Below are 23,819 nucleotides of genomic sequence, written 5' to 3' on the forward strand. Positions count from 1 at the left end.
TCGATTCTCAATTCCAATTTTCCGCTAGATACATGACACTGGCTGCTGTTTAAAAAATTCCTTCGCAGCGACCAAATCGTTAGCAATTTGCTGCTTGAGTGCATCAAGGGAAGCAAACCGCTGCTCATTACGCAGTTTTTTGCGTAACACCACATCAATATGACGCCCATACAGATCCATTTGGGTATCAATCAGATGTACTTCAAGTTGTTGGCCCTGGCCAGAGACGGTTGGACGTGTGCCAATATTGGCAACACCCGGTAAAGGCTTATCTTTCAGGCCATAGACTTCAACGACATAAACGCCTTGTACAGGAGCGACTAAACGTTTTAATGGCAAGTTAGCTGTTGGAAAGCCAATAGTACTCCCCAGTCGTCTACCATGAACGACCCGGCCAAAAATACTATATGGATGTCCCAATAATGTTTCAGCTAATACCAAATCATCATCTTGCAGTGCCTGACGGATAACGGTGCTGCTGATCCGCAAACCACTGTCACAAAAACTTTCGCTGTTGGTCACGTCAAAACCGTATGTTTCACCGGCTTGCTGTAGAAAGGCAAAGTCACCACAGCGGGATTTGCCAAAACGAAAGTCATCTCCTACCGCCAGAAACTTAACACCCAATTTTTCCACGAGCAACCGCGAAACAAAGGCTTCTGGCGTATTTGCCGCAAAATTCCTGTCAAATTTCACACATAATAAATAATCCACTCCATACTGGGCGAGATATTTAACTTTATCCCTCAATCTCGTCAGACGGGCTGGAGCATTATCCCTGGTAAAAACTTCCAAGGGTTGTGGTTCAAAAATCATAACCGTTACCGGTAAACCCAGACGCCGCCCTTCGCGTTTTAAGTGCTTCAGTAGTGCCTGATGGCCTCTGTGGACGCCATCAAAATTACCAATCGTCAGCACGCAACCATGGTGACGCGCCCGGATATTACGTATACCGCGAATTAGCTCCATAGCTGGCTCAATACCCTGGAAATTGCCAAATTATACCTTGTACAAAGCGCAAGGTTAACCCACCATCATAAGATGGCTAAAATTAATAACCCTGATTCATACAACAAAAACGGGCAGGAATCCCGAAAAATATTTATTTTATTTCTCATCAGGACTATTCAATGAGATTTTTATTGTGAAAGACTGTATTCCAGCTAACTAAGCTGATAAAATCCTGCGCCATCACAACGTAACAAGTGCCGCGGTACAACGGCGCTTATTTGCACAAATCCATTGACAAAAGAAGGCTGAACAGGCATATTCCTCGGCCTTTGAATTGTCCTCGATAGAATATATTTGGGAGTTGGACCTTGGCTAATATCAAATCAGCTAAGAAACGCGCCATTCAGTCTGAAAAACGTCGTCAGCACAACGCTAGCCGTCGTTCTATGGTGCGTACCTTCATCAAGAAGGTCTATGCTGCTATCGCCGCTGGCGATAAAGAATCTGCACAGAAAGCATTTAATGACATGCAACCTATTGTCGATCGTCACGCCTGTAAAGGTCTGATCCACAAAAATAAAGCAGCACGTCATAAATCTAATCTGGCAGCTCAAATCAACGCAATGTAATGATTTGCGTTTAGATTACTGAAAAACCGGCTTCCGCCGGTTTTTTTGTTGTTTGCAATTATTATCAATTATTTTTTAAGTCCGCTTCTTGGATGGCACATTAAACAACGCGGAAAAATCTTTATTACACACGCGCTGAACCGCCGGATGCTGAATCATTCGTTCAGCAAAAATCACATAATACTCTTCCTGCACTGCATCCAGCCGACCAATTTCAGCAATATTATTGTCAGCAAAAATATCATTGGTATACAAAGACGGTGCAACGAAAATCGCATTATGATACATACCAAACGCTTTCATTAATGCGGCATCATCAAATTCACCCAGAACTTCAACCTGAAGATTTTTATTACGGATCCAAGTTAACAGTTTACGCCCTAACATAGAGCGACGTCCTGGAACCAACAGGCGACGTTCTTCTAAACATTCTGGGAAAGGCTTTTCCGGAACGGGTTGTCGGCAGAAGAAACTGACATTGCATTCACCCAGTTTTACCGAGAACAACCCTTCCTGCTGGGAAGAATCCACCGGACAATCAGACAGTATCATATCGAGTTTATGCTGACTCAGTTGCTCAAGCAGCAATTCATGGGTCGATTCAAAACAGCGCAGATGGATCTGCTCATGTTCCACCACCGCGGTTTCCAATACCTGGCTAACCAGACGTTTGGATAATGCATCAGCAACACCAACATCAAACAACAGGTTGGATTCACGGCTGTAGTTAACAATATCCAGCATCTCCTGACTCAGCATAAACATCCTATCCGCATAGCGGAAGATAAGCTGTCCCAGTTCTGATGGCACCAGACCCCGTCCTTTGCGTTTGAACAGCTTTCCGCCTAAACGTTCCTCCAGTGCTTTTATTTGCCCTGTAATCGTCTGCGGCGTCAGATAAAGCGCTTCTGCCGCCCCAACCACAGACCCTTCCTTGCAAACATGCCAGAAATAATAGAGATGATTAAAATTCAGATGTGACACCCGCATATGTTTTTCCTTGTGTATCGCTTTCGTCTGATAGCCAACGCCAGCCATACATTCCTAATTTACCGTTATACGGCGATTTCCTGTTTTTTCGCTACATAAAATATCCGCGATACAATTTTTTGTTGTACTGCGAGTACAAAAATGAGAGTCAGTTCGGAAATTCTTTCTGAAACTATCAGGCTAAATTAATTAATTTATCACGGCTCTGCCATCACTTTTTCTTTGGTAAGACCATTCGTAACAAGCCATAACCAATTAACGCGGCAGTTGTTGAACCAATCAGAATTCCCAGGCGGGAATAGGTACTGAAAAATTCACCTGCCCCTTCAAAAGCCAATCCTGAAATAAAGATGGACATGGTAAAGCCAATCCCACAAAGAACCGAAACAGCAAATATCTGTTTAAGACTAATCTGTTGTGGCAATTTAGCAAATCCTATCTTGATGGAAATATAGCTGAACAGGAAAACTCCCAATGGCTTACCAAGAAACAGAGCCGCCGCAATGCCCAACGTTAACATATCAGTCAAACCATTCAATGTAACTCCACTCAGGATCACACCTGCATTGGCAAATGCAAATAACGGCAAAATAAGATACGCCACCCAAGGATGTAATCCATGTTCAAGTGATTCAGAGGGAGAGTGACCACTCCGGCAACGCAAAGGAATAAGGAAACCAACGATGACGCCGGCCAACGTTGCATGAACGCCCGATTTCAGAATACAGACCCAAAGAATTGCGCCAATAGCCACATAAGCCGATGTTTTTTCGACACTACGCCAATTCATCCAAGTCAACGCAGCAATCATTGCTGCCGATAATCCAAGCGCAACAAGGGAAACTGTTTTGGTATAAAACAGAGCGATGATCACAATAACGCCCAGATCATCAATAATCGCTAATGCCAGCAGAAAAACCTTAAGTTCTGTTGGTACCCGTTTAGCCAATAGCGCCATCACACCCAAGGCAAATGCGATATCTGTTGCCGCAGGAATAGCCCATCCCTGACGGGTAAATTCATCATTGCCATTAAATAGCAAATAGATCAATGCCGGTGCGACCATACCACCAATAGCCGCTATCACTGGAAATACCGCTTTATCACGTCCAGCTAAAGAACCTTCCAGCAGCTCACGCTTAACTTCCAAGCCAACAATCAAAAAGAAGACAGCCATCAAGCCGTCATTAATCCACAATAATAAAGGCTTATTTATCTCCAGTGCAGAAAATTGTACTGCTATCGGAATGTTAAGAAATTGCTGATAAATACCCTGTAATGGCGAATTCGCCATTATCAGCGCAATAATGGCCGCAATGATAAGAAGAAGCCCGCCAGCCGCTTCTAATTTCAGGAATTGACGAATAATTGCAGTCACGATGATTAACCTCTGAAATTGATCGGGTTATAAATAGTACTCCAACTGTAATTTCGAAAAAAATCGATTTTATAGCCAGAATAATTCGCTATAACCGATCTATTGATGATCTACATCTCAATAAAAGTAGATTATCAACCAGAGGAGGGTCGTTGAATGACGGCTCGATTACCTTACATTAGCCCCAATTTTCCGCATTTTAGTCAATTTAGGGATGCCAAGCTGCGACCATTCCACTACCTTATATATTACATAATAAAAACTAGCCACTTTAAGGCTAGTTGTTAATATAAATTGTTTGATTTTTCATCGCAAATTATTTGTATTCGACATGAACTCATATTATGTAAAACATATTAAGAAAATTATTAATATATACAAATCACCAAAAACTAAAAATCATTAATAATTAGCAAGTAATCTTTAACTGCTATAACCGATTTTTTCTCAGCAGGAATTATTTCAAAATACTCTTCGTTATTAGTGATAATAATTGGCGATATTAATTTAATCTGATTTTCTTGAAGAAAAGAGATATCAAAATTAACTAATATTTCACCGACAACTACAGTCTGGCCTTCTATAACTTGCAAATTAAATCCCTTTCCTTGTAAATCTACAGTTTCAATACCAATATGAATTAATAATTCAACCCCTTGTTCGGAAATCAAACCAATAGCATGTCCAGTTGGAGTAATCATTGAAACTTTACCATTAAAAGGCGCTTTCACCACACCTTCGGTAGGAATAATAGCAACACCATCACCAATAATTTTTTCAGAAAAAGTGTCGTCAGGTACGCTTGAAAGAGGTTTAATTTCACCCGTCATAGGAGAAAGTAATGTGAGTTTTTTAGTTTTAGAAGAATATGGTTTTTTTAATACCATAGAATCAGGATTAGATTCTAATTTCATTAATAACGTGAGTATAAACGCAACCAAGAAACTACTGCAAATCCCAAACAAAATAAAAAGAAAATTATTGCTATCTTTTTGCATATAAAAAGGGAGTGATACCAATCCTGGAATACTAAAAGCAAATATTTTTATAGAAAAAATACCCACAATAGCCCCACCAATTGCTCCACCAATTAACGAAGCATAAAAAGATTTTCTAAATTTAAGAGTAATACCATACATTGCAGGCTCAGTGATCCCCAAAAAAGCAGAAAATGAGGCTGAATAAGCTAATGATTTCATTTGCTTATCTTTAATTTTAATTGCAACCGCCAATGTAGCGCCGGCTTGTGCAATATTACTGACGAAGCTGATTGGTAACAACATAAAATCATATCCGAGAGATTTAAAGTTAGCAAAAACACTCGGTAAAAAAGCATAATGCATTCCAGTAATGACCAAAATAGGTATCAGCCCTCCCAGTAATAATCCGGCAAATGGTCCAACTACAGAAAATAATTCTAAAAGCGCCTCCTCAAGATACAGGCCAATTTCATTTCCTAACGGCGCGACAATAATTAATAAAGTTGGCACGGAAATTAATAAGACTAACAATGGCGTAAATATTATTTTTAATACCGTTGGAATAAATTTGTCTACCCATCTATGGATATAACTAAGCAACCAAACACCTAAGATAATTGGAATGACAGTATAGCTATAATGAATAGCTGGAACAGAGATACCAAACACATCGAGATATCCACCGCCAGAGGCGCTTATAAGCTCAGATAATGTTGGATAAATTAAAATACATGCTAATGTTGCTGCAATAAATTCGTTAGTTTTAAATTTTCTGGCCGCCGAAAAGGCAAGAAGAACAGGCAAAAAATACAGAGGTGCATCAGAAAGAATATATAATAATTTATACTCATTACTCTCCGCTGAAACCCAGCTCATCATATAGAAAAAAATCAACCCGCCTTTCAGTAATCCAGCGCCGACTATTACCGGCAATATGGGAACAAATATACCTGAAATTATATCAAAAACATGACTTATCCGGCTTTTATTCTGGTCTTCATAGCCGCCTTCACTTTCTTTTAGTTGCTTAATTATTTCACTAAATATTTCAATAACTCTATTACCAATAATTATTTGCAACTGTCCACTATGGAAACGCGCCCCCATAACTCCCTGCATTTTCTTTATCGAGGCAATATCTATTTTACTATCATCTATAACATTAAAACGTAATCGGGTAACACAATGCCAACTTTTATTTATATTTTCCGCTCCCCCAAGAAATATAATAATATCTTTCGCGAATTCTTTATAATACATTTATACCACCCACATCTAATCTATTGTCAAAAAAATCAAAACCACATAAATCTATTTATCTTATATTATTTAAATTAATACCTGTCTACAAACTTGTTTAACGATACACTTGCTATAAATCTCTGGCCTTATAACTATCATTGACCACCCTTTCTATATGAATCACCAAATAAATCAGTTCATCATCGGGAACTTTCCACTGATATTTTTCTCGTAGATACTTTATTAATTTCACTGCACAGTTGTAACTTTTGAAATACTTTTCCTCTATCAATTCTTGCAATGAAAAATCCATTTCAATAGCAGACGAGTGCTCATTTTTATTTTGTCTGATTAAGAAATAGCGCAGATGAGTAATAAAACGAGAATAATTTACTGACGTTGAATCAAGGTTAACATGAAAATAGTAGTGAATGAGCTTAACGGTTTTATTAATTAGATTCGTTAATTTTAATGTATCACCCATCGTTTGCCCTTCATATTGAGCATTAACGAAATGCAAGGCAATTAATGAGGCTTCTATCGGCGGCAATGGCGTTTCAATCTGGTTATTAATATGAAAAATCGCCTGTTTACCGATTTCATATTCTAACGGATAAAGATGGGGAATCTCCCACTGCAAGACATTACCAATCTGATACCCTTTGCGCACACGCTCAAATGCGAAGTTTAAATGTTCTGACAAAGTAATGAGTAATGAATCGTTAAGAGGCTTGGCAAGAAAATCTTTACCTAATGTGATAATTTTCTCAGTTAGCTCTATAACTGAAACAGGGATAGTAGAAAGGATCTGATTTATTTTACAGTGTTTTTCGACAGTAAAAACCTTTGCAACATCTTGAATATGCAGCCTGTCCCCTTTCTTCCGATTAAATCCTATGCCCTTATCCATGAGAATCATTTCATTATTATTCTCATCAATAGCAAGAACGACATTATTATTTATGAGTTTTATTATCGTTAACAAAAGGTATACCTTAAGGATAAACTATTATCAGCCCTAACCTATAGAATAGGTAAAATATATCTGTAACCTGGTTGTGCCTGATCTAGTTAGTCCTAGTCATTGACACTCTTGTTCACTAATTCATATAGATATTCCATCTTTCAGGCTAAGGTATAATTTTTATAAAGTCAATAACACAACAACAGGCGCAGTTTACCTGAAACATTTATGATAAGTATCACATTTTTGCCAAAATTACGCTTAATGACTTGCAAGTATCATAAGGAATAACTAATTTCTAAATATTGATCTAGGCTTGTTACCGACTTAGTTGCGACTGATGTCGGGCAAAACCTAATCCATTATCTGCAATGCCCCTATTCCAGGGCTATTAGATGGTGGGTTAGGTTTTTTTTTGACTTAAATTCGGCTTTTCGCTGTTTTCAACTTAATTCAAAGAAGGGGAAGTCTAATGAGGTACGAAAGTCTGGCTGATCAGATAGTTAGCACAATCGGAGGGAAAGAGAATATATCCAGCCTTGTCCATTGTGCTACACGTTTACGATTTAAACTTAAAGATAGAAGTTTAGCTAATAGCGAATTACTCAAGCAAACGGCAGGAATTATCACCGTAGTAGAGAGTGGTGGGCAATATCAAGTGGTTATTGGTAGCCATGTAAGCGATGTCTACGATGATATTAATAATAAATACTTACAGGATAATGAGGAAAAAAACGAGAATAAACAAAGTGTAACCTCACAGCAAGGGGTAAAAAAAGAGCATGCAAAAGGTTTAAAACGTATTTTCGATGGAGCAATTGATATTATTTCCAGTATTTTTACACCACTATTAGGTGTGCTGGTTGCAGCCGGATTGATTAAAGGAATAATCGCTTTATCCAACGTGTTTAATTGGATGAGTATAGACAGTGGTACCTATAAAATTTTATTCGCTACCGGCGATGCAATGCTTTATTTTATGCCTATTTTATTAGGGTATACCGCCGGTAAGCGGTTTGGCGGAAACCCTTTTATTACTATGGTTATTGGGGCGGTATTGACTTATCCAACCATGACCGAAGCATTTAAACTTTCGCAAGCAACGCCAGACATTCACTTAAATTTCTTGGGTATTCCCATTACTTTCATTAATTACAGCTCGACAGTTGTCCCTATCATTTTATCAGCATGGTTTAGCTGCTTTCTGGAGAAGAAACTCAATAATTGGTTTCATTCCTCTTTCAAAGTATTTATTACGCCTTTCCTGTGCCTGTTGATTACCGTTCCTTTGACTTTTCTGGTCATTGGCCCTGTAGCAACAGAACTCAGTAATGGTCTGGCGGCAGGATATCTCTTTTTCTATCAATTAAACCCAGTCATTGCAGGGATCCTGATGGGAGCAATATGGCAAGTTTGTGTCATTTTCGGTCTGCACTGGGGACTCATCCCAATAATAATCAATAATATGATGACACAGGGAAAAGATATGCTCTCCCCACTGCTCCAGCCGGCAATATTTGGTCAGGCAGGTGCAACACTGGGCGTATTTTTACGTACACGCGATAAAAATATGAAAACGTTATCAGGAACTGCACTGATATCCAGTCTGTTTGGCATTACTGAGCCGTCTATTTATGGTGTGACACTGCCACTGAAACGTCCATTTATTATTGGTTGTATTGGTGGTGCGCTTGGTGGTGCTGTTGTCGGCTTCTATTCTGGGACAGCACATAACTTCGGCGGTATGGGTGTCTTTGCGTTTACCTCATTTATTTCCCCAGCTGGAATAGACAATGCTTTCTGGAGTGTAATTTTAGGTTCACTGGGTTCATTCATTTTCTCCTGTGTTGCAACTTATTTATTCGGTGTACCGTCAGAAGCTAAAGCATATCCCGCACAACAAATTAATTTAAACGCAGATAAAACGTGTCGTATTAAGACGATATCTTCCAAATTTAACAGGTAATAAAAGAGAGGAAAACCATGAAAAAACAATTCCCAGTAGACTTCCTTTGGGGAGGCGCATTAGCTGCAAATCAGGCCGAAGGCGCTTATCAAACAGGTGGAAAAGGGTTATCAACCTCAGATATGCAACCCCACGGCGTTATTTGCCCCAGTATAGAACGCAATTTGGGTGATTTCCATATCAAGGATATTGGTATTGATTTTTACCATCGTTATCCTGACGATATTGCGCTGTTTGCTGAAATGGGATTTAAATGCCTGAGAACTTCTATCGCCTGGACACGTATATTTCCCGAAGGAGATGAGGAAACACCGAACGAAAATGGCCTGGCCTTTTACGATCGCCTTTTTGACGAAATGAGAAAATATCATATTCAGCCATTAATTACGCTTTCTCATTTTGAAATGCCTTATGGTTTAGTAAAAAAATACGGCGGTTGGGGAAATCGTAAGATAATTGAATTTTTTGACCGTTATGCCAGAACTGTCTTCGAGCGTTACAAACATAAAGTAAAATATTGGCTGACATTCAATGAAATTAACATGTCCTTATTTTCTTGCCTTACTGGCGCAGGCTTATCGGAAAACAGCAAGATTCAGGATATTTATCAGGCGCTACACCATCAACTCGTTGCCAGTGCCAAAGCGGTTAAAGCCTGCCATGAAATTATTCCCGATGCAAAAATTGGTAATATGGTAGCGGCAATATCTCACTACCCGTTAACTTGTCATCCTGATGATATATTAGAATCATTGAAAAAGAATAGAGAATGGTTGTTCTTTTTTGATGTACAGGCTCGTGGGTATTATCCATCCTATATGACACGCCTGTTTAAAGAGCAGAATATTACGCTTGATATAACAGATGAAGATACACAAATACTCAAAGAAACCGTCGATTTCCTTTCTTTCAGTTATTACATGAGCTGTTGTGCAACGACAGATCCGGAAATAACCAAAAATGCAGGAAATCTGATTAATCCGGTGAAAAATCCTTATTTATCCAGCTCAGAATGGGGATGGCAAATAGATCCTCAGGGCCTTCGCTATCTGCTTAATATGCTATATGACCGTTACCAGAAGCCACTATTTATTGTAGAAAACGGTTTGGGTGCCAGAGATATTATTCAAGACGATGGCACTATTATTGATGATTATCGTATTCAATATCTCAACGATCATTTATTCCAGGTACGGGAAGCCATTGAAGATGGTGTTCAGTTATTAGGATATACCTCATGGGGGCCAATAGATTTGGTCAGCGCCTCTACAGCAGAAATGTCAAAACGATACGGGTTTATTTATGTCGATCGTGACGACCAAGGCAATGGCACACTGGAGCGGCGGCGTAAAAAAAGTTTTAGCTGGTATAAAGATGTTATAAGCAGTCACGGCAATATTCTCAAAGCCCCGGAGGTAAAAAATGAAAATAGCCAATAAATTTCTTTTATTAACGCTGTCGCTTATTCTTCTTCATAGCAATACAGTTGCAGCGACAAAAAGTGACTGTAGTTCATATGATGCCCTTTTACCAAGAGGTCCGGAAACACCTTCGGTTTCATCCGCCTGCGATACCGTATTTCCTGAATGGGGTGGTCTCAGAAAAGAGATGGCAGATCATGGTTTTTATGCAAATATCCTAATGTTAACAAATCTAACCTATGATGTTTCAAGAAACTGGAAAAATACGTCTAATCCTAACTATGTAGGCCAACGCTTAACCACCGGTAATATGTTTATTACAGAACTGACCTATGATTTATCGCGGATTGGTTTCACTGATAAGGCACAATTACGTGTAGGTCTAAACTATGCCTACAATAACTTTAAAAATAATGGTCAAGATGGGCATCCTTTTATCTCCGCTTTTTCTATTAACCAACCTTTATTTAATGATCGGGTGATATTGAATTACGGCTACACAACACTGCTCTCTCATTTCTATGGATTGTTTTTCGGTAGCAGTACAGCGTCATCTGCCCTGGGGCCAACCAGTGTGATGTTGTCTCAGGCGGGTCTGCCTAGTACAAAACCGAGCCCATCGATAGATATTCGGTTTTTATCGGAAAATAAACGTTGGTATGACCATATTGGCGTTGCCAGAAGTCAAAGCTCCGAAGGTTTAAGAGCGGACTCAAAATACAATACTTATGGTTTGCGCTGGAAACTTCCCAATGCGGGTACGTTAGTCATCAATGAATTAGGCTATCGTGTTAATGCCAATGAAATGGAAAACATGATCTGGATTCGAGGCGGCTCGGTGTTTAATAAAACACCTTATTTTAACTATAACAACTCAGAATATGAAGATCATACCTACTCTCATTATATCGCGGTTACCCGCCAGATAACCAAACCGGATGCGTCAATGCCTTTCCGTGGCTGGTATATTGATGGTAAAGCTAACTATGCGCCAAAGGATCGTAACCTGTTTAATACTGATATTTCGTTATCGTTGTTCAGCATTGGTCCATTCGATTCACGTCCGACCGATATGCTTACTTTTGGTTTGTCATATAATAAGTTTAGTGATGACGCAAAAGATTACTTCGCCCGCAATGGTCAATTTGCTGAAAGTTATAGTACAACCGCTTCCGCGTCATATTCGTACCGTGTTTACAACGGGATCTATTGGACCAACAGCTTATCTTATACTCATCATCCCTCAGTAACACCGAAAGAGGACGATGCTTATAATTTACTCACACAAATTACCTTTAGCTTATAATTCTCAGCCAAAACAAAAAGTCCTCGCGTGAAAACGAGGACTTTATCAGTAATCTGAGCTTTGTTTATAAATACAGCTCGATTATGAAGATAGGCGCGGTTACTTGGTCAAATCATCAAAAAATTTCTTTACGCCATCGAAGAAACTTTTAGAACGTGGGCTGTTGGTTTCGCCACCAGTACCACCTAAAGACTCTCCCAATTCACGCAGTAATTCTTTCTGTCTTTCGTCCAATTTAACCGGAGTTTCTACTACCACCCGGCACAGTAAATCACCCTGAGCGCCGCCACGGACAGATTTAACACCTTTGCCTTTCATGCGGAACATTTTACCTGTCTGGGTTTCAGCAGGTATTTTCAGTTTCACACGGCCATCAAGGGTTGGGACTTCGATTTCGCCACCCAATGCCGCCATTGCAAAGTTAACCGGCACTTCACAATAGAGATTATTTTCTTCACGCTCGAAAATATGGTGCTTTTTCACCTGTACCTGAACATACAAATCACCTGCCGGCGCGCCCTTACCACCTGCTTCACCTTCACCACTCAGGCGAATGCGGTCACCGGTGTCCACACCAGCCGGGATCTTAACAGACAGTGTTTTATATTTTTCGACACGACCATGTCCATGACACTTGTTACAAGAATCTTTAATGATCTGACCGCGACCATGACAATGTGGACAAGGTTGCTGAACGGTGAAGAAACCTTGACGCATATGAACCTGACCAGCCCCTTGACAGGTTGAACAGGTGACAGGGCTGGTACCTGCTTTAGCACCGCTGCCATGACAGGTATCACAGGTTTCCAGTGTCGGGATGCGGATCTCTTTGGTCACACCACGAACCGCTTCTTCCAGTGTCAGTTCCATACTGTAACGTAAATCAGCGCCACGGCTTGGACGCTGCTGACGACGACCACCACCGAAGATATCACCGAAAACGTCACCAAAGATATCACTGAAATCAGCACCGCCGCCACCGCCCATACCACCTTGCTCAAAAGCAGCATGGCCATATTGGTCATAAGCAGCCCGTTTCTGGTCATCAGTCAGAATTTCATAGGCTTCTTTAACTTCTTTGAATTTGCCTTCTGCATCTTTATCACCTTGATTACGATCAGGATGATATTTCATTGCCAGCCGCTTATAGGCTTTTTTAATCTCTTTTTCGTCCGCTGTTTTGGAAACCCCCAAAACTTCGTAACAATCTCTCTTTGCCATCTCTTATTTTACCCTTAACATGCGCGCACGGGCGCAGAGTTCCCTCAACGCCCGTGCCGGTTAATCAGCAACAGTTGTCATCACTGTCACCGCGCCCGCTAAGGGCAATTATTTTTTGTCTTTAACTTCTTCGAATTCAGCGTCTACAACGTTGTCATCTTTTTTCGCGCTGTCACCCGCGTCTGTTGCGCCAGCCTGAGCCTGCTGTTGAGCAATTTCCAGCAATTTAGCGGAAGCCTGAACCAAAGCCTGAATTTTCGCTTCGATATCCGCTTTGTCTTCGCCTTTAGCCGCAGTTTCCAATGCAGTTACCGCGCTTTCAATCGCTGTTTTATCTTCTGCCGGCAGTTTGTCGCCCGCTTCCTCTACTTGTTTACGAGTACCGTGAACAAGTTGATCTGCCTGGTTACGCGTCTGTACCAACTCTTCAAACTTACGATCAGATTCAGCATTAGCTTCTGCATCACGAACCATCTGTTGGATCTCTTCCTCGTTCAGACCAGAAGAAGCCTTGATGGTGATTTGCTGTTCGCGGCCGCTGTTTTTATCTTTAGCCGATACGTGCAGAATACCATCGGCATCAATGTCAAAAGTGACTTCGATCTGAGGCATACCACGAGGTGCCGGCTGAATACCATCCAGATTGAACTGACCCAGAGATTTGTTATCACCGGAACGTTTACGCTCACCCTGCAACACATGGATAGTTACCGCAGACTGGTTATCTTCTGCCGTAGAGAACACCTGGCTGTGTTTAGTTGGAATAGTGGTGTTTTTCGTAATGAGGGAAGTCATCACGCCGCCCATCGTTTCGATACCCAGAGACAGAGGCGTTACGTCCAGAAGCAATACGTCTTTCACATCACCAGCCAGAACACCGCCCTGTACCGCAGCACCCATCGCTACCGCTTCGTCAGGGTTCACGTCTTTACGTGGTTCTTTACCGAAGAAGTCAGCAACCACTTTCTGCACCATTGGCATACGGGTCTGACCACCCACCAGAATCACATCTTGCACATCAGAAACAGACAGACCAGCATCTTGCAATGCAACCCGTACAGGCTCCATAGAACGTTTAACCAAGTCTTCTACCAGTGATTCCAGTTTCGCACGGGTCACTTTGATGTTCATGTGCTTAGGACCCGTTGCATCCGCAGTGATGTACGGCAGGTTAACATCGGTCTGCTGCGCAGAAGAAAGCTCAATTTTTGCTTTTTCCGCCGCTTCTTTCAGACGTTGCATTGCCAGCGGATCATTACGCAGATCAATACCCTGATCTTTCTTAAATTCGTCAACCAGATAGTTGATCATACGGCTGTCGAAGTCTTCGCCACCCAAGTGAGTATCACCGTTGGTTGCAAGAACTTCATAGGTTTTTTCGCCATCAACTTCATCAATTTCGATAATAGAAATATCGAAAGTACCACCACCAAGGTCATAAACCGCGATAGTACGGTTACCCACTTCTCTGTCCAGGCCGTAAGCCAGTGCAGCCGCAGTTGGTTCGTTGATAATACGTTTTACTTCCAAACCTGCGATACGGCCTGCGTCTTTTGTTGCCTGACGTTGAGCATCGTTGAAATAGGCAGGTACAGTGATGACTGCTTCAGTTACCGGCTCACCCAGGTAGTCTTCAGCTGTTTTCTTCATTTTCTTCAGAACTTCAGCAGAAACCTGAGGAGGAGCCATTTTCTGGTCTTTCACTTCCAGCCATGCGTCACCGTTATCTGCCGCAATGATTTTGTATGGCATGATAGCCACATCACGTTGTGCTTCTTCGTCCTGGAAACGACGACCAATCAGACGCTTAATAGCAAACAGCGTATTTTGCGGGTTAGTAACAGCCTGACGTTTAGCCGGTTGACCAACCAGAGTTTCACCATCCTGGGTATATGCAATAATGGAAGGAGTTGTACGATCACCTTCGCTGTTTTCCAGTACACGAGCTGTCGTGCCATCCATAATAGCTACACAAGAGTTGGTAGTTCCCAAGTCGATACCAATAATTTTACCCATCTAAACGCCTCCACAAGAAATTCGTAATCAGTCAAGTTGCTAATCAATATGAGGATGGTTATCTGCTTTTCAACGGCACCTATTTTTATTGCCTCTATGCGATTCCTCACCTTTGCTTATATACATCAGCTGTATAGGACAGCGATTAGCAACTGCGGTTGATTATAAGATGGGGCCGTTAAAACCATCATCAAGGGGGGAAGTGAAAAAAAAACCTTTTTATTATTTCACATGTTATTGTTTCCTTGCTGACAGATCATTATGATTCGCCCCCTTCGCTATTTATTACTTTCTACACGATTTTTTTCAGAGGACTTATGAGCACTAATCAGTTGGCAAATCCTGGCCCTTTAGGTTTGATGGGTTTCGGCATGACAACCATTCTGCTTAACCTGCACAACGCAGGTTTCTTTCCACAGGCATCAGTTATCCTGAGCATGGGCATTTTTTATGGCGGTCTGGCCCAAATACTGGCGGGGCTTTTTGAATATAAGAAAGGCAATACTTTTGCCGCAACGGCTTTCACCTCTTATGGGCTATTTTGGCTCAGTCTGGTCGGGTTATTGTTTCTGCCCAAAATGGGACTGGCAGAAGCCACCAGCAGTCAGTATTTGGCGGTATACCTTGGTTTGTGGGGCATTTTTACGCTATTTATGTTCTTTGGCACCTTCAAAACTAACCGCGTACTCCAGTTTATCTTTGGTGGCCTGACACTGTTATTCGCGTTGTTAGCCATTGGCAACTTTACCGGAAATACAACGCTTCTGACGATTGCCGGTTATGAAGGAATAATTTGTGGCGCCACCGCATTTTATCTGGCAATGGCGGAAGTACTGAATGAACAGTATGGCCGCACTATTCTGCCTATCGGCGAGATAAAACAGTCATAAACCGCAGGTTGAAAGCGGGAAGGTTCTTCCATTCCCGTTTTCAATCCAGTAGAGCGTATTGCCATCTTAAAACACCTGCCATTTCATTTACCTATAGGAGAGCATAAAATCTATGGTCACCCTCACTCAATAGGAGTAAGTTGACAGTGTGAGATTTTTTATTGAAGGGGCCATCATCATGAACAACACCGCATCGTTAAGTTAAACGCTTAAACAGTTTACCCATCTGGTTTTGCGAAGACTGATTATTGGTGATATGAACGGCCTGATAACGAACCTAAGCATAAAAATGGCTCGTTGAAGCCGAACACTTTTTTAGGCGCATCAGGTGCGGAACTCATTGGGGCGCGGGCATTTTTACCTATATTGACGCCGGATAGATTTACGCAAGCCAAAAATTCATCAAAATGAGTATTGCAAAAACGAGGGTGACCATAGATTTTATGCTCTCGATGTCAGTCTAGAATTGTTACTTATGAGTTTGAGTCATCACTCCTCCCTATTTCTGAAGAATTGTGACAGAGCTTTACTGGTATGAATATGTAGGGTTAATTAGGCTCTTACAGCAGTATAAACCTTATGGATCCATGATTATTGGGGACAAGTTCGTCAAGAAAAGCTCTTTTCTGGCGGAAAAGTTTAGGGGAAGTGGTGTTCTCACATAGCAGCAAGCTTCGTTTGGTGAACGAAGCTTGATTAAAACAAAGTGACAAATAAAAAACTAGAACTTTGTCAGTAAGCTGGTCCTTAAATCATACCTGTCCTTCGGTAATTTCTTCATCGCTATTATCGACCTTATTTTTAATATAAATGCTTAAAAATGCCATGAATGTAAAGACAATACTGCTCAGAACAACCGTATGTACCCCCAGTTGTGACACAAACCACCCTCCCACCATAGCACCAATCGTTATGCCTAGGTTAGAAAAAGAAATATATAGGCTATTGGCAAACTCTGGCGCTTCATTGGCTTCTCGCATAAGCCATGTCTGACTGATAACAAGCCCGGCAGAATGTAATGCGCCCCAGAAAATGGTCAATACAAACATGGCTACTGGAGAGAATCCCAGATACCAGATAAAGATATAGAGAAGGATTAATAATATAGGATATACATAGGTTGTTTTTACAACATTTTTTTGTAAGAAACTGCTAAAGATAAAATTCCCTACGAACCCACATACACCAAATAAAAATAAAATTGCACTAATAAAATTATTATCAAGGTGCGTAATTTTAGAAAGGTAATCTGCCATATAGCTGAAGTTTGAAAACATCGCTGAGAAAATCAATGTCACTGTAGAGATCGTCAGCCATAGCTTTCCCTTCCGCAACACTTTCAACTGACTAGAAAAAATAACTTTTTTTGTAGCGGGTATTGAGGGAACAAAAAACAGAATACCAATGAAAGCCAACGCGCAGGACATTGCTCCAAAGTAAAATGCAGCACTTAGTGATAAATGCTCTGCGATGAGTGAGCTCATTGGTACACCTAATACCATTCCCACAGCAACACCTGCAAAAACTTTTGCTACCGCCCCAGTACTTTTTTCTTTAGGTACTGAATTGGCTGCAACCACAAGTGCGACAGCAAAGAAAACAGCATGTACCAATGCCGGAAGTACCCTGAAAAAGAGCATCAGGTTAAAGACGTTTGTTGTTGCATATATAAGGTTAGAAATGATAAATATGAGGAGAATAGTGAGAAGAATATATTTTTTATTGCACCCAGATAGCATTAATGTAATAAATGGCCCCGTCACGGCTACAATAATAGCATATATGCTTACAAGAAAGCCAACCTGAGTAGGGGTCACATGAAGTTGCGACTCTAACTGTGGTAATAATCCAATTACAGCTACCTCGGTAGTAATAACACCAAAAACTGCAACAGACAAAGTTAGTAATAACATAGAACTTTTATTTTGCATAGCGATTCCTGCATGGTTTATATTTTTCGTAGTGGCTTTTTGTGTCAAAGGAAAGCAAACAATCTACATCTTATTTCCTACATCAAGTAACACGCTGTTCAAAATTAATTTTTCATATATTGGAAAGATAATTACAAACTATCTATGTAAACACAAGGACATTTTAGAGGCTGTTCAGAATGCTGTATCAGTTTAAAATTTCCGTTACAAGGTTATTACGTTATCAAGCTTGCCTTCAAAATAAATAGCTAGCTGTGACAAATTTACACTCCAACTTTATAATCGTGTCGTCTATTTTTTCTAGGTATTTTCTAGTCTCAGATAGAATAGTTTTACCAGATCATTTTCATTCGGTAACGCACCTTTGGTCTTCGTTAATTTCCTGAATTAAAGGTGAACGGGTTCAATCGCATTGGTCGTATAAATGACTTTACGAATGAATGGCGGATACTATTTACTTAATTTTACTATTTCCCATTAATATAGATGTATTATTGTGTTATTCATCTGTTAATACTACAATTGCCATGAAAAAATTTAATTAAATTAAATAAAATTGTAAGATGATGATTGAAAATTAAAGAATCTATAATCTCATTTTTTCTCGATGGATATTTTTTATGAATAAAAATAGTAAAAAAATCACTGAAGAGTTTTCTCAGAATATTAAATGTATTGTTGAATCATTTGGTGTACAGAGTTATTCATATGTAATAAAGTAAAAATATAATCAAAATGAACCACTAATAATATCCAACTTCCCTATGCACTGGCTAAATAAATATAAAAAATTGTCATTACATAGGATTGACCCTATATTAATGGCAGCTAGAAACAACATAATACCGTTTAGCTGGCAAGATAAAAATCCAAATAAATTTGATAACTTAAGATATCTGGAGTTAAATTCTTGCCTAGTGCCCAACTCCCTTTTTGGATATACCTTCCCTTTGCATGACCATAAAAATAATTTCGCTGCCCTAACTGTATGTAATATTGAGTCTAATAGTGAATTTGAATATTTAATCGAAAATAACAAAAATACCATACAGGCAAAACTAGCAAGTATCCATCATGAAATACTTTTGTTTGATGATGGATGCGATAAGGTTATTAATAATAACGTCAGATTAACTAAAAGGGAAAAACAGATATTATATTGGGCAAGCCAAGGTAAAACTTACCCTGAAATAAGCATTGTACTTGCAATAAAGGAAGTAACTGTCAAGTTTCATGTGGGTAATATTTTAAAAAAGTTTGGAACAATAAATATGAAGCAAACAATCAGATACTACGTAGATTACCAATATTAGCAGGGAGGGGGCATACTTTGTTAACAACGGTTGTATATTCAATGCGTTGTTCTTTGTGTATAATTCCTGTTTTTTACGAGAGAGCTTAGATAACAATTGTGGAAGCTAAATGTCGGTTTTGTCATCAAATAAAGAACGTTAAAAAGCACGGCATAGGTAAAGGTGGTCATCAGCGTTCCCGTTGTCTATCCTGTTGTCGCACCTTCCAGCTCGAATATAGATATCGTGCCTGTCGTGCAGGAATAAAAAAACAATTTGTTAATCTTGCAATGAATAATGCAGGTATCCGCAACACCTCTCGGACATTACATATCGGCATTAATGCTGTCGTTCAAACCTTAAAAAACTTTCCCCACGATGTGTGACTACATTACCTCTGGATGATTTAGAAATTCAACTTATCTGCGAAGTCAATGAAATGTGGTCATTCATCGGTAATAAGAAGCAGCAACGTTGGTCGTAGTATGCTTAGGAGCCTTACCTGAAGCATATCATCGCCCATACCTTCGTCAAAAGAATCAGGAAGACATTGTGTCAAAATTCAAGGTGTTTTTCTGGTATACAGACAATTTCAATGCTTACAACCTCTTGCCGATAAGCCAACACCTTATTAGGAATAAGGTTTCACACAACGTATCGAATATGGAAATTTGACTTTGCGTAACCGGATTAAACGACTGAATCGTAAGACACTCGGTTATTCAAAATCGGCCGAAATGCATGATAAAATCATTAGTATTTTCACTAAGCGCAAGTACTATGTTTAAAGCGAGTCAATACCTTGAATACACGACCTGTAAAAATGATAATCAAGATATAAGGTTAAATTAGACTTGTTTTCCCTGTGTAATAAATATAAAACCTATACTTATGGATAGTATTATTTCAACTTTCCTCAATATATCATCCATATGCTCACAATGTTAAATAGTTTTTGTGAACTTTTTAAAGAAAAAGGTGACTCATGCGTGAGAATAATATAGAAAAAGAGCTTGTCGAATCATACAACAACTTAGCTGATTGGGGAAAATATCTAGAGAAAATTAAGGTGCATAGCTTTCAAAAAAATGAAAGCAGATTTCAAATTAATACGGATGCTTACATAGCCACATTTAATTTTGATTGTGAAATATTTTCTTTATTACATCATTCTTTTAATTATGTAGATAGAAAGTTAGAAAATACTCCTTATAAACGAATGGATTTCTTTTTCCATAAAATTGTCAAACTAGATAAAGTGATACAAACTCAAATAAATTCCGATGATATTTATTTAATTTCGGATGCTATGAGTATCGGCTTTGTTTATTGTGGATTAACTAAATCATTTAATTCGGAAGGTGATTTTGTTGATGTTGTAATATTGTATCTAACGAGGGAAGTGCTAAATACTTTACAAAAAAACAAGTTAAAACTACTCCCTGAATCAGGGTTGTCAGACGGTATGCTGACTCTACGAGTTACATCAATTAAGGATAGTTATGGCTTATATTATGAACAAAAGGATCCAACGACTCGCCATTGGTCTATATTCCCGGAGGCTAGTTTTAACTCAGTCCATAAGGAAGCAAAACTAGCTGAATTGAAATGGCTTACGGATGAAAAAATGAGCATTTCAATAATCGAAAATGAGTCTAATGAGCTAGTTGGCCGTATAAATCTTAGACCCGTTATCCCACCCAAAGTCGCAGATGTAGGATATGGAATTTTCCCTAAATTCAGAGGAAAAGGCTATGCAATCCGTGCCTTGAATTTATTCAGTAATTGGGCTTTCTCATCTGCTGATTATGCCCGTATAGAGTTGGGTATTAAAGAGGGCAATATTGCTTCAGAACGTGCTGCTATTGGTGCCGGATATGAATTGGAAAGTATTTGTCGGGGGCGTTTAATTAACAATGATGGTACATTCAGTGACCAATTAAGCTATGTAAAATTGAATCCTAACATCATCCGTAACGCTATTAATATTAAGGAATAATAATGAATGATCAATTTTTAGAACAAGTTTCAAACAAGATTGGTAAGGATAGTGTTCATTTTTGTGAGTTTTTATCTGACAACGTCAGTGGATATCAAAAACGTCGAATTAATGGGGTTATAACGCCTAAAACACTTCACAACGTTATAGAGATCGTCTCTTTAGCAAAAGACTTTCCAAACGTCAGACTTCACCCAGTAAGCGTAGGATATAACTGGGGGCTTGGTTCTAAAGAGGATATGGCTGATGGTTCGTACTTATTAGAACTAAAAAAATTAAATAGTATCCAGAAAATTGATTTAGAAAGAGGATGGGCAGTGATTGAACCTGGTGTGACACAAGGGGAATTATCAAAAAAGCTTGTAGGTTCAAACAGGTTTATCAACATTACAGCTTCTTCAGCCCATTCAAGCTTCCTCGGCAATTCTATGGATCGAGGTGTAGGAATACGCCACCAGAGAACTGAAGACTTGATGGGACTTGAGGTATTACTTCCTAGCGGCAAACTCATCCGTGTTGGGTGGTGGCCAACAGAGAAGAAAACACCAATATATCCACATGGAGTTGGACCTTCCTTGGTTCAATTCTTTACTCAATCAAATTTTGGAATAGTGACCTCCGGGGTAATTAAATTACACCAGAGAGCGGAATTTACACGAATACTTCGTTTCACTTTCCAACGAGTGAATCTAACAAAAGCAATTTCAGAGTTACAAAGATGGGTCGCCAATAGAATCAATAGTGGTGTATTGAAAATATATGACACAACGGCCAACAAAACATATGGCGGTAAAAATAATACTTATACCATACATATGTGTATTGATGGTCTTAAGGAGCATGTCGAATTGACAACTACTTTTATTATCAAAGAGTGTGAGCGCAGCGGAATTTTCAATGATATAGTTTTTTCAGATGATGGTGAATCTAAGAAAGATGTAATTGCTAAATTGATTGAAGCAGCTCACGTGGGCGACACTTCGTATAATGATGAATTATTATCTCAAACGTTAGATGGCAACCATGATACGATAGATAGTAAATCCAAAGGCTGGATTTTCTTCTTGCCGCTAATTCCATTTACCCCACAGGCTTTGAGTAAAGCTTACGATATCATTGATGAAATACATAGTGAGACTGGCATCCTATGTGGAGCTACAATTAATTCTCTAAGCGGAAGTATCATTGATCTGGTAGTTTCTATTTGTTTTGATAAAAATTCAAATGAGAAAAATAGTGCATTCCTCGCACTGGACCTTTTGCATCAAAAATTTAATGAACATGGATTTGTACCTTATCGTTTAGATATAGATCACTCACACTGGGCAAAAATAATTACACCAAATAATAGTGAAATTGATTTCATCAAAGACATCAAGTCATATTTAGATGAAAATAATTTAATTAGCAATAATAGATATCTATAGGTAGAATAAATGACTGATATAACGTTTAAAAAAATACTATCTGATACTAAGAATTTTATACAAACTTTATCTAGCCGAGCTCAAGAAATCGAAAATGAGCGAAGGTTGCCGAATGATATAATTGAGGAACTCCGCAGTATTGGCATTTTTAGAATGAATATGCCAAAAAGCTGGGGGGGACTTGAATTTAATTCTATGCAGCAAACCCAAGTGATTGAGCAGATTGCAATCGCTGATACAGCTGTAGCTTGGTGTGCGATGATTGGCAGCGACTCTGGCATCTATTCGGGATATTTACAAGAATCTACATCTAAGAAACTTTTTACGTTGGATACAATCACTGCTGGTTGGATTCATCCACAAGGAATAGCTTCTGAAGTAGATGGAGGATATCTGGTTAATGGTAACTGGCGGTTTGGCAGTGGATTAAGTCATTGTGACCTCCTTGTTGCTGGCTGTTATATCTACAATAATGATGAAAAGGTTTTAGATGAGGATGGCTCCCCCATTTGGCGTGTAATGATAGCCCGCCCAAATGAATATCAGTTAGGTGATGGTTGGTTCACTACAGGATTAGTTGGTAGCGGTAGCAGAGATTATTCCGCAAAAGACTTATTCGTTCCAAAAGAACATAGTTTCAGCTTTTATGAACCACATCGAACTGGCCCTCTGCACGATACACCGGATGCAATATTGCGCAACATGTCTGGCATTCCATTAGGTATAGCGCGGGCGGCTATTAATTATGTCCGTTCTTTAGCCGATTTAAAGTTTGATCGTACAACACAGACCTTATGGTCGAAGAGTCCAAGAATACAGATCGCAGTTGCAAAGTGTGAGATGGAGCTTTTTTCTGCTAGATGTGCTGTCTATTCCTCATTAACTGAGCAATGGCAAACTTTGGAACAGGCTAGAAAGCTCAATATCGAGCAAAGGGCTCTACCTGCCTTAGCAAGGCAAAACGCTTTCCAAACGGCTCGCCGTATTGTTTCAACTATTTATGATTTAGTTGGAGGGGCATCTATCTATAAAAATGAAACACCTATGGACCGGTGGTTACGAGACGTTAATACCATATGCCAGCATGCTGTTGCTCAGGAGAATATCCTCCAAACTAGCGGACAACTTTTGTTAGATAAAAAGACAAATCACCCATTCATTTAAAGCTGGTAATTCATAGTCAATAAGAAAAAAGTTGGCTGATGTCTCCTTACAT

The 23,819-nt window shown here is 39.5% G+C and carries 17 protein-coding genes and 2 pseudogenes; 10 read left to right on the forward strand and 9 right to left on the reverse strand.

Annotated elements, in window-relative coordinates:
• Nucleotides 1-24: 24 nt before the first annotated feature.
• Nucleotides 25-969: a bifunctional riboflavin kinase/FAD synthetase gene (gene ribF / locus ABR397_RS12030; protein ID WP_350305945.1), complete on the reverse strand. Its 945-nt coding sequence runs from the start codon at nucleotides 967-969 to the stop codon at nucleotides 25-27.
• A gap of 350 nt (nucleotides 970-1,319) precedes the next feature.
• On the opposite strand from ribF, the gene rpsT reads away from it, so the two are divergent.
• Nucleotides 1,320-1,580 (forward strand): 30S ribosomal protein S20, encoded by a 261-nt coding sequence (gene rpsT / locus ABR397_RS12035; RefSeq protein ID WP_046974141.1) that lies wholly within the window; start codon nucleotides 1,320-1,322, stop codon nucleotides 1,578-1,580.
• Nucleotides 1,581-1,655: 75 nt separating this feature from the next.
• Here the strand turns inward: rpsT and nhaR are convergent, their stop codons facing one another.
• The 4 genes from nhaR to ABR397_RS12055 form a co-directional block, all read right to left on the reverse strand.
• Nucleotides 1,656-2,570 (reverse strand): transcriptional activator NhaR, encoded by a 915-nt coding sequence (gene nhaR, locus ABR397_RS12040; protein WP_350305973.1) that lies wholly within the window; start codon nucleotides 2,568-2,570, stop codon nucleotides 1,656-1,658.
• Nucleotides 2,571-2,781: 211 nt separating this feature from the next.
• On the reverse strand, nucleotides 2,782-3,948 hold the full coding sequence (gene nhaA, locus ABR397_RS12045; protein WP_350305946.1) for a Na+/H+ antiporter NhaA: 1,167 nt from the start codon (nucleotides 3,946-3,948) through the stop codon (nucleotides 2,782-2,784).
• 392 nt (nucleotides 3,949-4,340) lie between these two features.
• Nucleotides 4,341-6,188 carry a beta-glucoside-specific PTS transporter subunit IIABC gene (locus tag ABR397_RS12050; protein WP_350305947.1) on the reverse strand — a complete coding sequence of 616 codons (1,848 nt, stop codon included), beginning with the start codon at nucleotides 6,186-6,188 and terminating at the stop codon, nucleotides 4,341-4,343.
• Nucleotides 6,189-6,300: 112 nt separating this feature from the next.
• Nucleotides 6,301-7,155, reverse strand: a complete 855-nt coding sequence (locus tag ABR397_RS12055; RefSeq protein WP_350305948.1) for a PRD domain-containing protein — start codon at nucleotides 7,153-7,155, stop codon at nucleotides 6,301-6,303.
• Between the two features lie 451 nt (nucleotides 7,156-7,606).
• Here ABR397_RS12055 and ABR397_RS12060 point away from each other — a divergent pair, with 451 nt between their 5' ends.
• The 3 genes from ABR397_RS12060 to ABR397_RS12070 are packed head-to-tail and all read left to right on the forward strand — an operon-like array spanning nucleotide 7,607 to nucleotide 11,827.
• Entirely contained in the window at nucleotides 7,607-9,100 is a 1,494-nt protein-coding gene (locus ABR397_RS12060) for a PTS transporter subunit EIIC (protein ID WP_350305949.1), read from the forward strand.
• 17 nt (nucleotides 9,101-9,117) lie between these two features.
• Nucleotides 9,118-10,539, forward strand: coding sequence for a 6-phospho-beta-glucosidase (gene ascB / locus ABR397_RS12065; RefSeq protein ID WP_350305950.1), 1,422 nt, complete (start codon nucleotides 9,118-9,120; stop codon nucleotides 10,537-10,539).
• Nucleotides 10,523-11,827, forward strand: a complete 1,305-nt coding sequence (locus tag ABR397_RS12070; protein WP_350305951.1) for a carbohydrate porin — start codon at nucleotides 10,523-10,525, stop codon at nucleotides 11,825-11,827. The genes ascB and ABR397_RS12070 overlap by 17 nt, the downstream gene beginning before the upstream one ends.
• A 99-nt stretch (nucleotides 11,828-11,926) precedes the next feature.
• Here ABR397_RS12070 and dnaJ read toward each other — a convergent pair whose 3' ends face one another.
• Both dnaJ and dnaK read right to left on the reverse strand, forming a co-directional pair.
• Nucleotides 11,927-13,048, reverse strand: a complete 1,122-nt coding sequence (gene dnaJ, locus ABR397_RS12075) for a molecular chaperone DnaJ (RefSeq protein ID WP_350305952.1) — start codon at nucleotides 13,046-13,048, stop codon at nucleotides 11,927-11,929.
• 108 nt (nucleotides 13,049-13,156) lie between these two features.
• Nucleotides 13,157-15,064 carry a molecular chaperone DnaK gene (dnaK, locus tag ABR397_RS12080; protein ID WP_350305953.1) on the reverse strand — a complete coding sequence of 636 codons (1,908 nt, stop codon included), beginning with the start codon at nucleotides 15,062-15,064 and terminating at the stop codon, nucleotides 13,157-13,159.
• Between the two features lie 317 nt (nucleotides 15,065-15,381).
• Between dnaK and satP the strand changes: the two genes are divergently transcribed.
• The gene (gene satP / locus ABR397_RS12085) at nucleotides 15,382-15,954 is read left to right on the forward strand and encodes an acetate uptake transporter (RefSeq protein ID WP_350305954.1); all 573 of its coding nucleotides are present in this window, start codon (nucleotides 15,382-15,384) and stop codon (nucleotides 15,952-15,954) included.
• Between the two features lie 752 nt (nucleotides 15,955-16,706).
• Here the strand turns inward: satP and ABR397_RS12090 are convergent.
• Both ABR397_RS12090 and ABR397_RS12095 read right to left on the reverse strand, forming a co-directional pair.
• Nucleotides 16,707-17,885: an MFS transporter gene (locus ABR397_RS12090; protein WP_350305955.1), complete on the reverse strand. Its 1,179-nt coding sequence runs from the start codon at nucleotides 17,883-17,885 to the stop codon at nucleotides 16,707-16,709.
• 204 nt (nucleotides 17,886-18,089) lie between these two features.
• A pseudogene (locus ABR397_RS12095) lies at nucleotides 18,090-18,335 on the reverse strand (transposase); the annotation flags it as partial.
• 296 nt (nucleotides 18,336-18,631) lie between these two features.
• On the opposite strand from ABR397_RS12095, the gene ABR397_RS12100 reads away from it, so the two are divergent.
• From ABR397_RS12100 to ABR397_RS12120, 5 genes and pseudogenes are all read left to right on the forward strand, one after another.
• Nucleotides 18,632-19,198 carry a helix-turn-helix transcriptional regulator gene (locus ABR397_RS12100; RefSeq protein ID WP_350305974.1) on the forward strand — a complete coding sequence of 189 codons (567 nt, stop codon included), beginning with the start codon at nucleotides 18,632-18,634 and terminating at the stop codon, nucleotides 19,196-19,198.
• An 89-nt stretch (nucleotides 19,199-19,287) separates the two neighbouring features.
• Nucleotides 19,288-19,965, forward strand: a pseudogene (locus ABR397_RS12105) (IS1 family transposase).
• Between the two features lie 197 nt (nucleotides 19,966-20,162).
• Nucleotides 20,163-21,176, forward strand: coding sequence for a GNAT family N-acetyltransferase (locus tag ABR397_RS12110; RefSeq protein WP_350305956.1), 1,014 nt, complete (start codon nucleotides 20,163-20,165; stop codon nucleotides 21,174-21,176).
• A gap of 2 nt (nucleotides 21,177-21,178) precedes the next feature.
• Complete coding sequence (locus ABR397_RS12115; protein WP_350305957.1) at nucleotides 21,179-22,603, forward strand: FAD-binding oxidoreductase; 1,425 nt, start codon at nucleotides 21,179-21,181, stop codon at nucleotides 22,601-22,603.
• Nucleotides 22,604-22,612: 9 nt separating this feature from the next.
• Nucleotides 22,613-23,767: an acyl-CoA dehydrogenase family protein gene (locus ABR397_RS12120; RefSeq protein WP_350305958.1), complete on the forward strand. Its 1,155-nt coding sequence runs from the start codon at nucleotides 22,613-22,615 to the stop codon at nucleotides 23,765-23,767.
• The last annotated feature ends 52 nt before the right edge of the window (nucleotides 23,768-23,819 follow it).

Source organism: Photorhabdus viridis (assembly GCF_040256935.1).
In the GTDB taxonomy this organism is placed as follows: Bacteria; Pseudomonadota; Gammaproteobacteria; order Enterobacterales; family Enterobacteriaceae; genus Photorhabdus; species Photorhabdus viridis.

What these genes read in the sequence shown, in the direction of transcription:
- ABR397_RS12090 (WP_350305955.1), bottom strand. Translation starts at nt 17,885, where the DNA reads ATGCAAAATAAAAGTTCTATGTTATTACTAACTTTGTCTGTTGCAGTT.
- ABR397_RS12070 (WP_350305951.1), top strand. Translation starts at nt 10,523, where the DNA reads ATGAAAATAGCCAATAAATTTCTTTTATTAACGCTGTCGCTTATTCTT.
- satP (WP_350305954.1), top strand. Translation starts at nt 15,382, where the DNA reads ATGAGCACTAATCAGTTGGCAAATCCTGGCCCTTTAGGTTTGATGGGT.
- nhaR (WP_350305973.1), bottom strand. Translation starts at nt 2,570, where the DNA reads ATGCGGGTGTCACATCTGAATTTTAATCATCTCTATTATTTCTGGCAT.
- ascB (WP_350305950.1), top strand. Translation starts at nt 9,118, where the DNA reads ATGAAAAAACAATTCCCAGTAGACTTCCTTTGGGGAGGCGCATTAGCT.
- ABR397_RS12060 (WP_350305949.1), top strand. Translation starts at nt 7,607, where the DNA reads ATGAGGTACGAAAGTCTGGCTGATCAGATAGTTAGCACAATCGGAGGG.
- ABR397_RS12110 (WP_350305956.1), top strand. Translation starts at nt 20,163, where the DNA reads ATGCGTGAGAATAATATAGAAAAAGAGCTTGTCGAATCATACAACAAC.
- ribF (WP_350305945.1), bottom strand. Translation starts at nt 969, where the DNA reads ATGGAGCTAATTCGCGGTATACGTAATATCCGGGCGCGTCACCATGGT.
- ABR397_RS12115 (WP_350305957.1), top strand. Translation starts at nt 21,179, where the DNA reads ATGAATGATCAATTTTTAGAACAAGTTTCAAACAAGATTGGTAAGGAT.
- dnaK (WP_350305953.1), bottom strand. Translation starts at nt 15,064, where the DNA reads ATGGGTAAAATTATTGGTATCGACTTGGGAACTACCAACTCTTGTGTA.
- dnaJ (WP_350305952.1), bottom strand. Translation starts at nt 13,048, where the DNA reads ATGGCAAAGAGAGATTGTTACGAAGTTTTGGGGGTTTCCAAAACAGCG.
- ABR397_RS12120 (WP_350305958.1), top strand. Translation starts at nt 22,613, where the DNA reads ATGACTGATATAACGTTTAAAAAAATACTATCTGATACTAAGAATTTT.
- ABR397_RS12050 (WP_350305947.1), bottom strand. Translation starts at nt 6,188, where the DNA reads ATGTATTATAAAGAATTCGCGAAAGATATTATTATATTTCTTGGGGGA.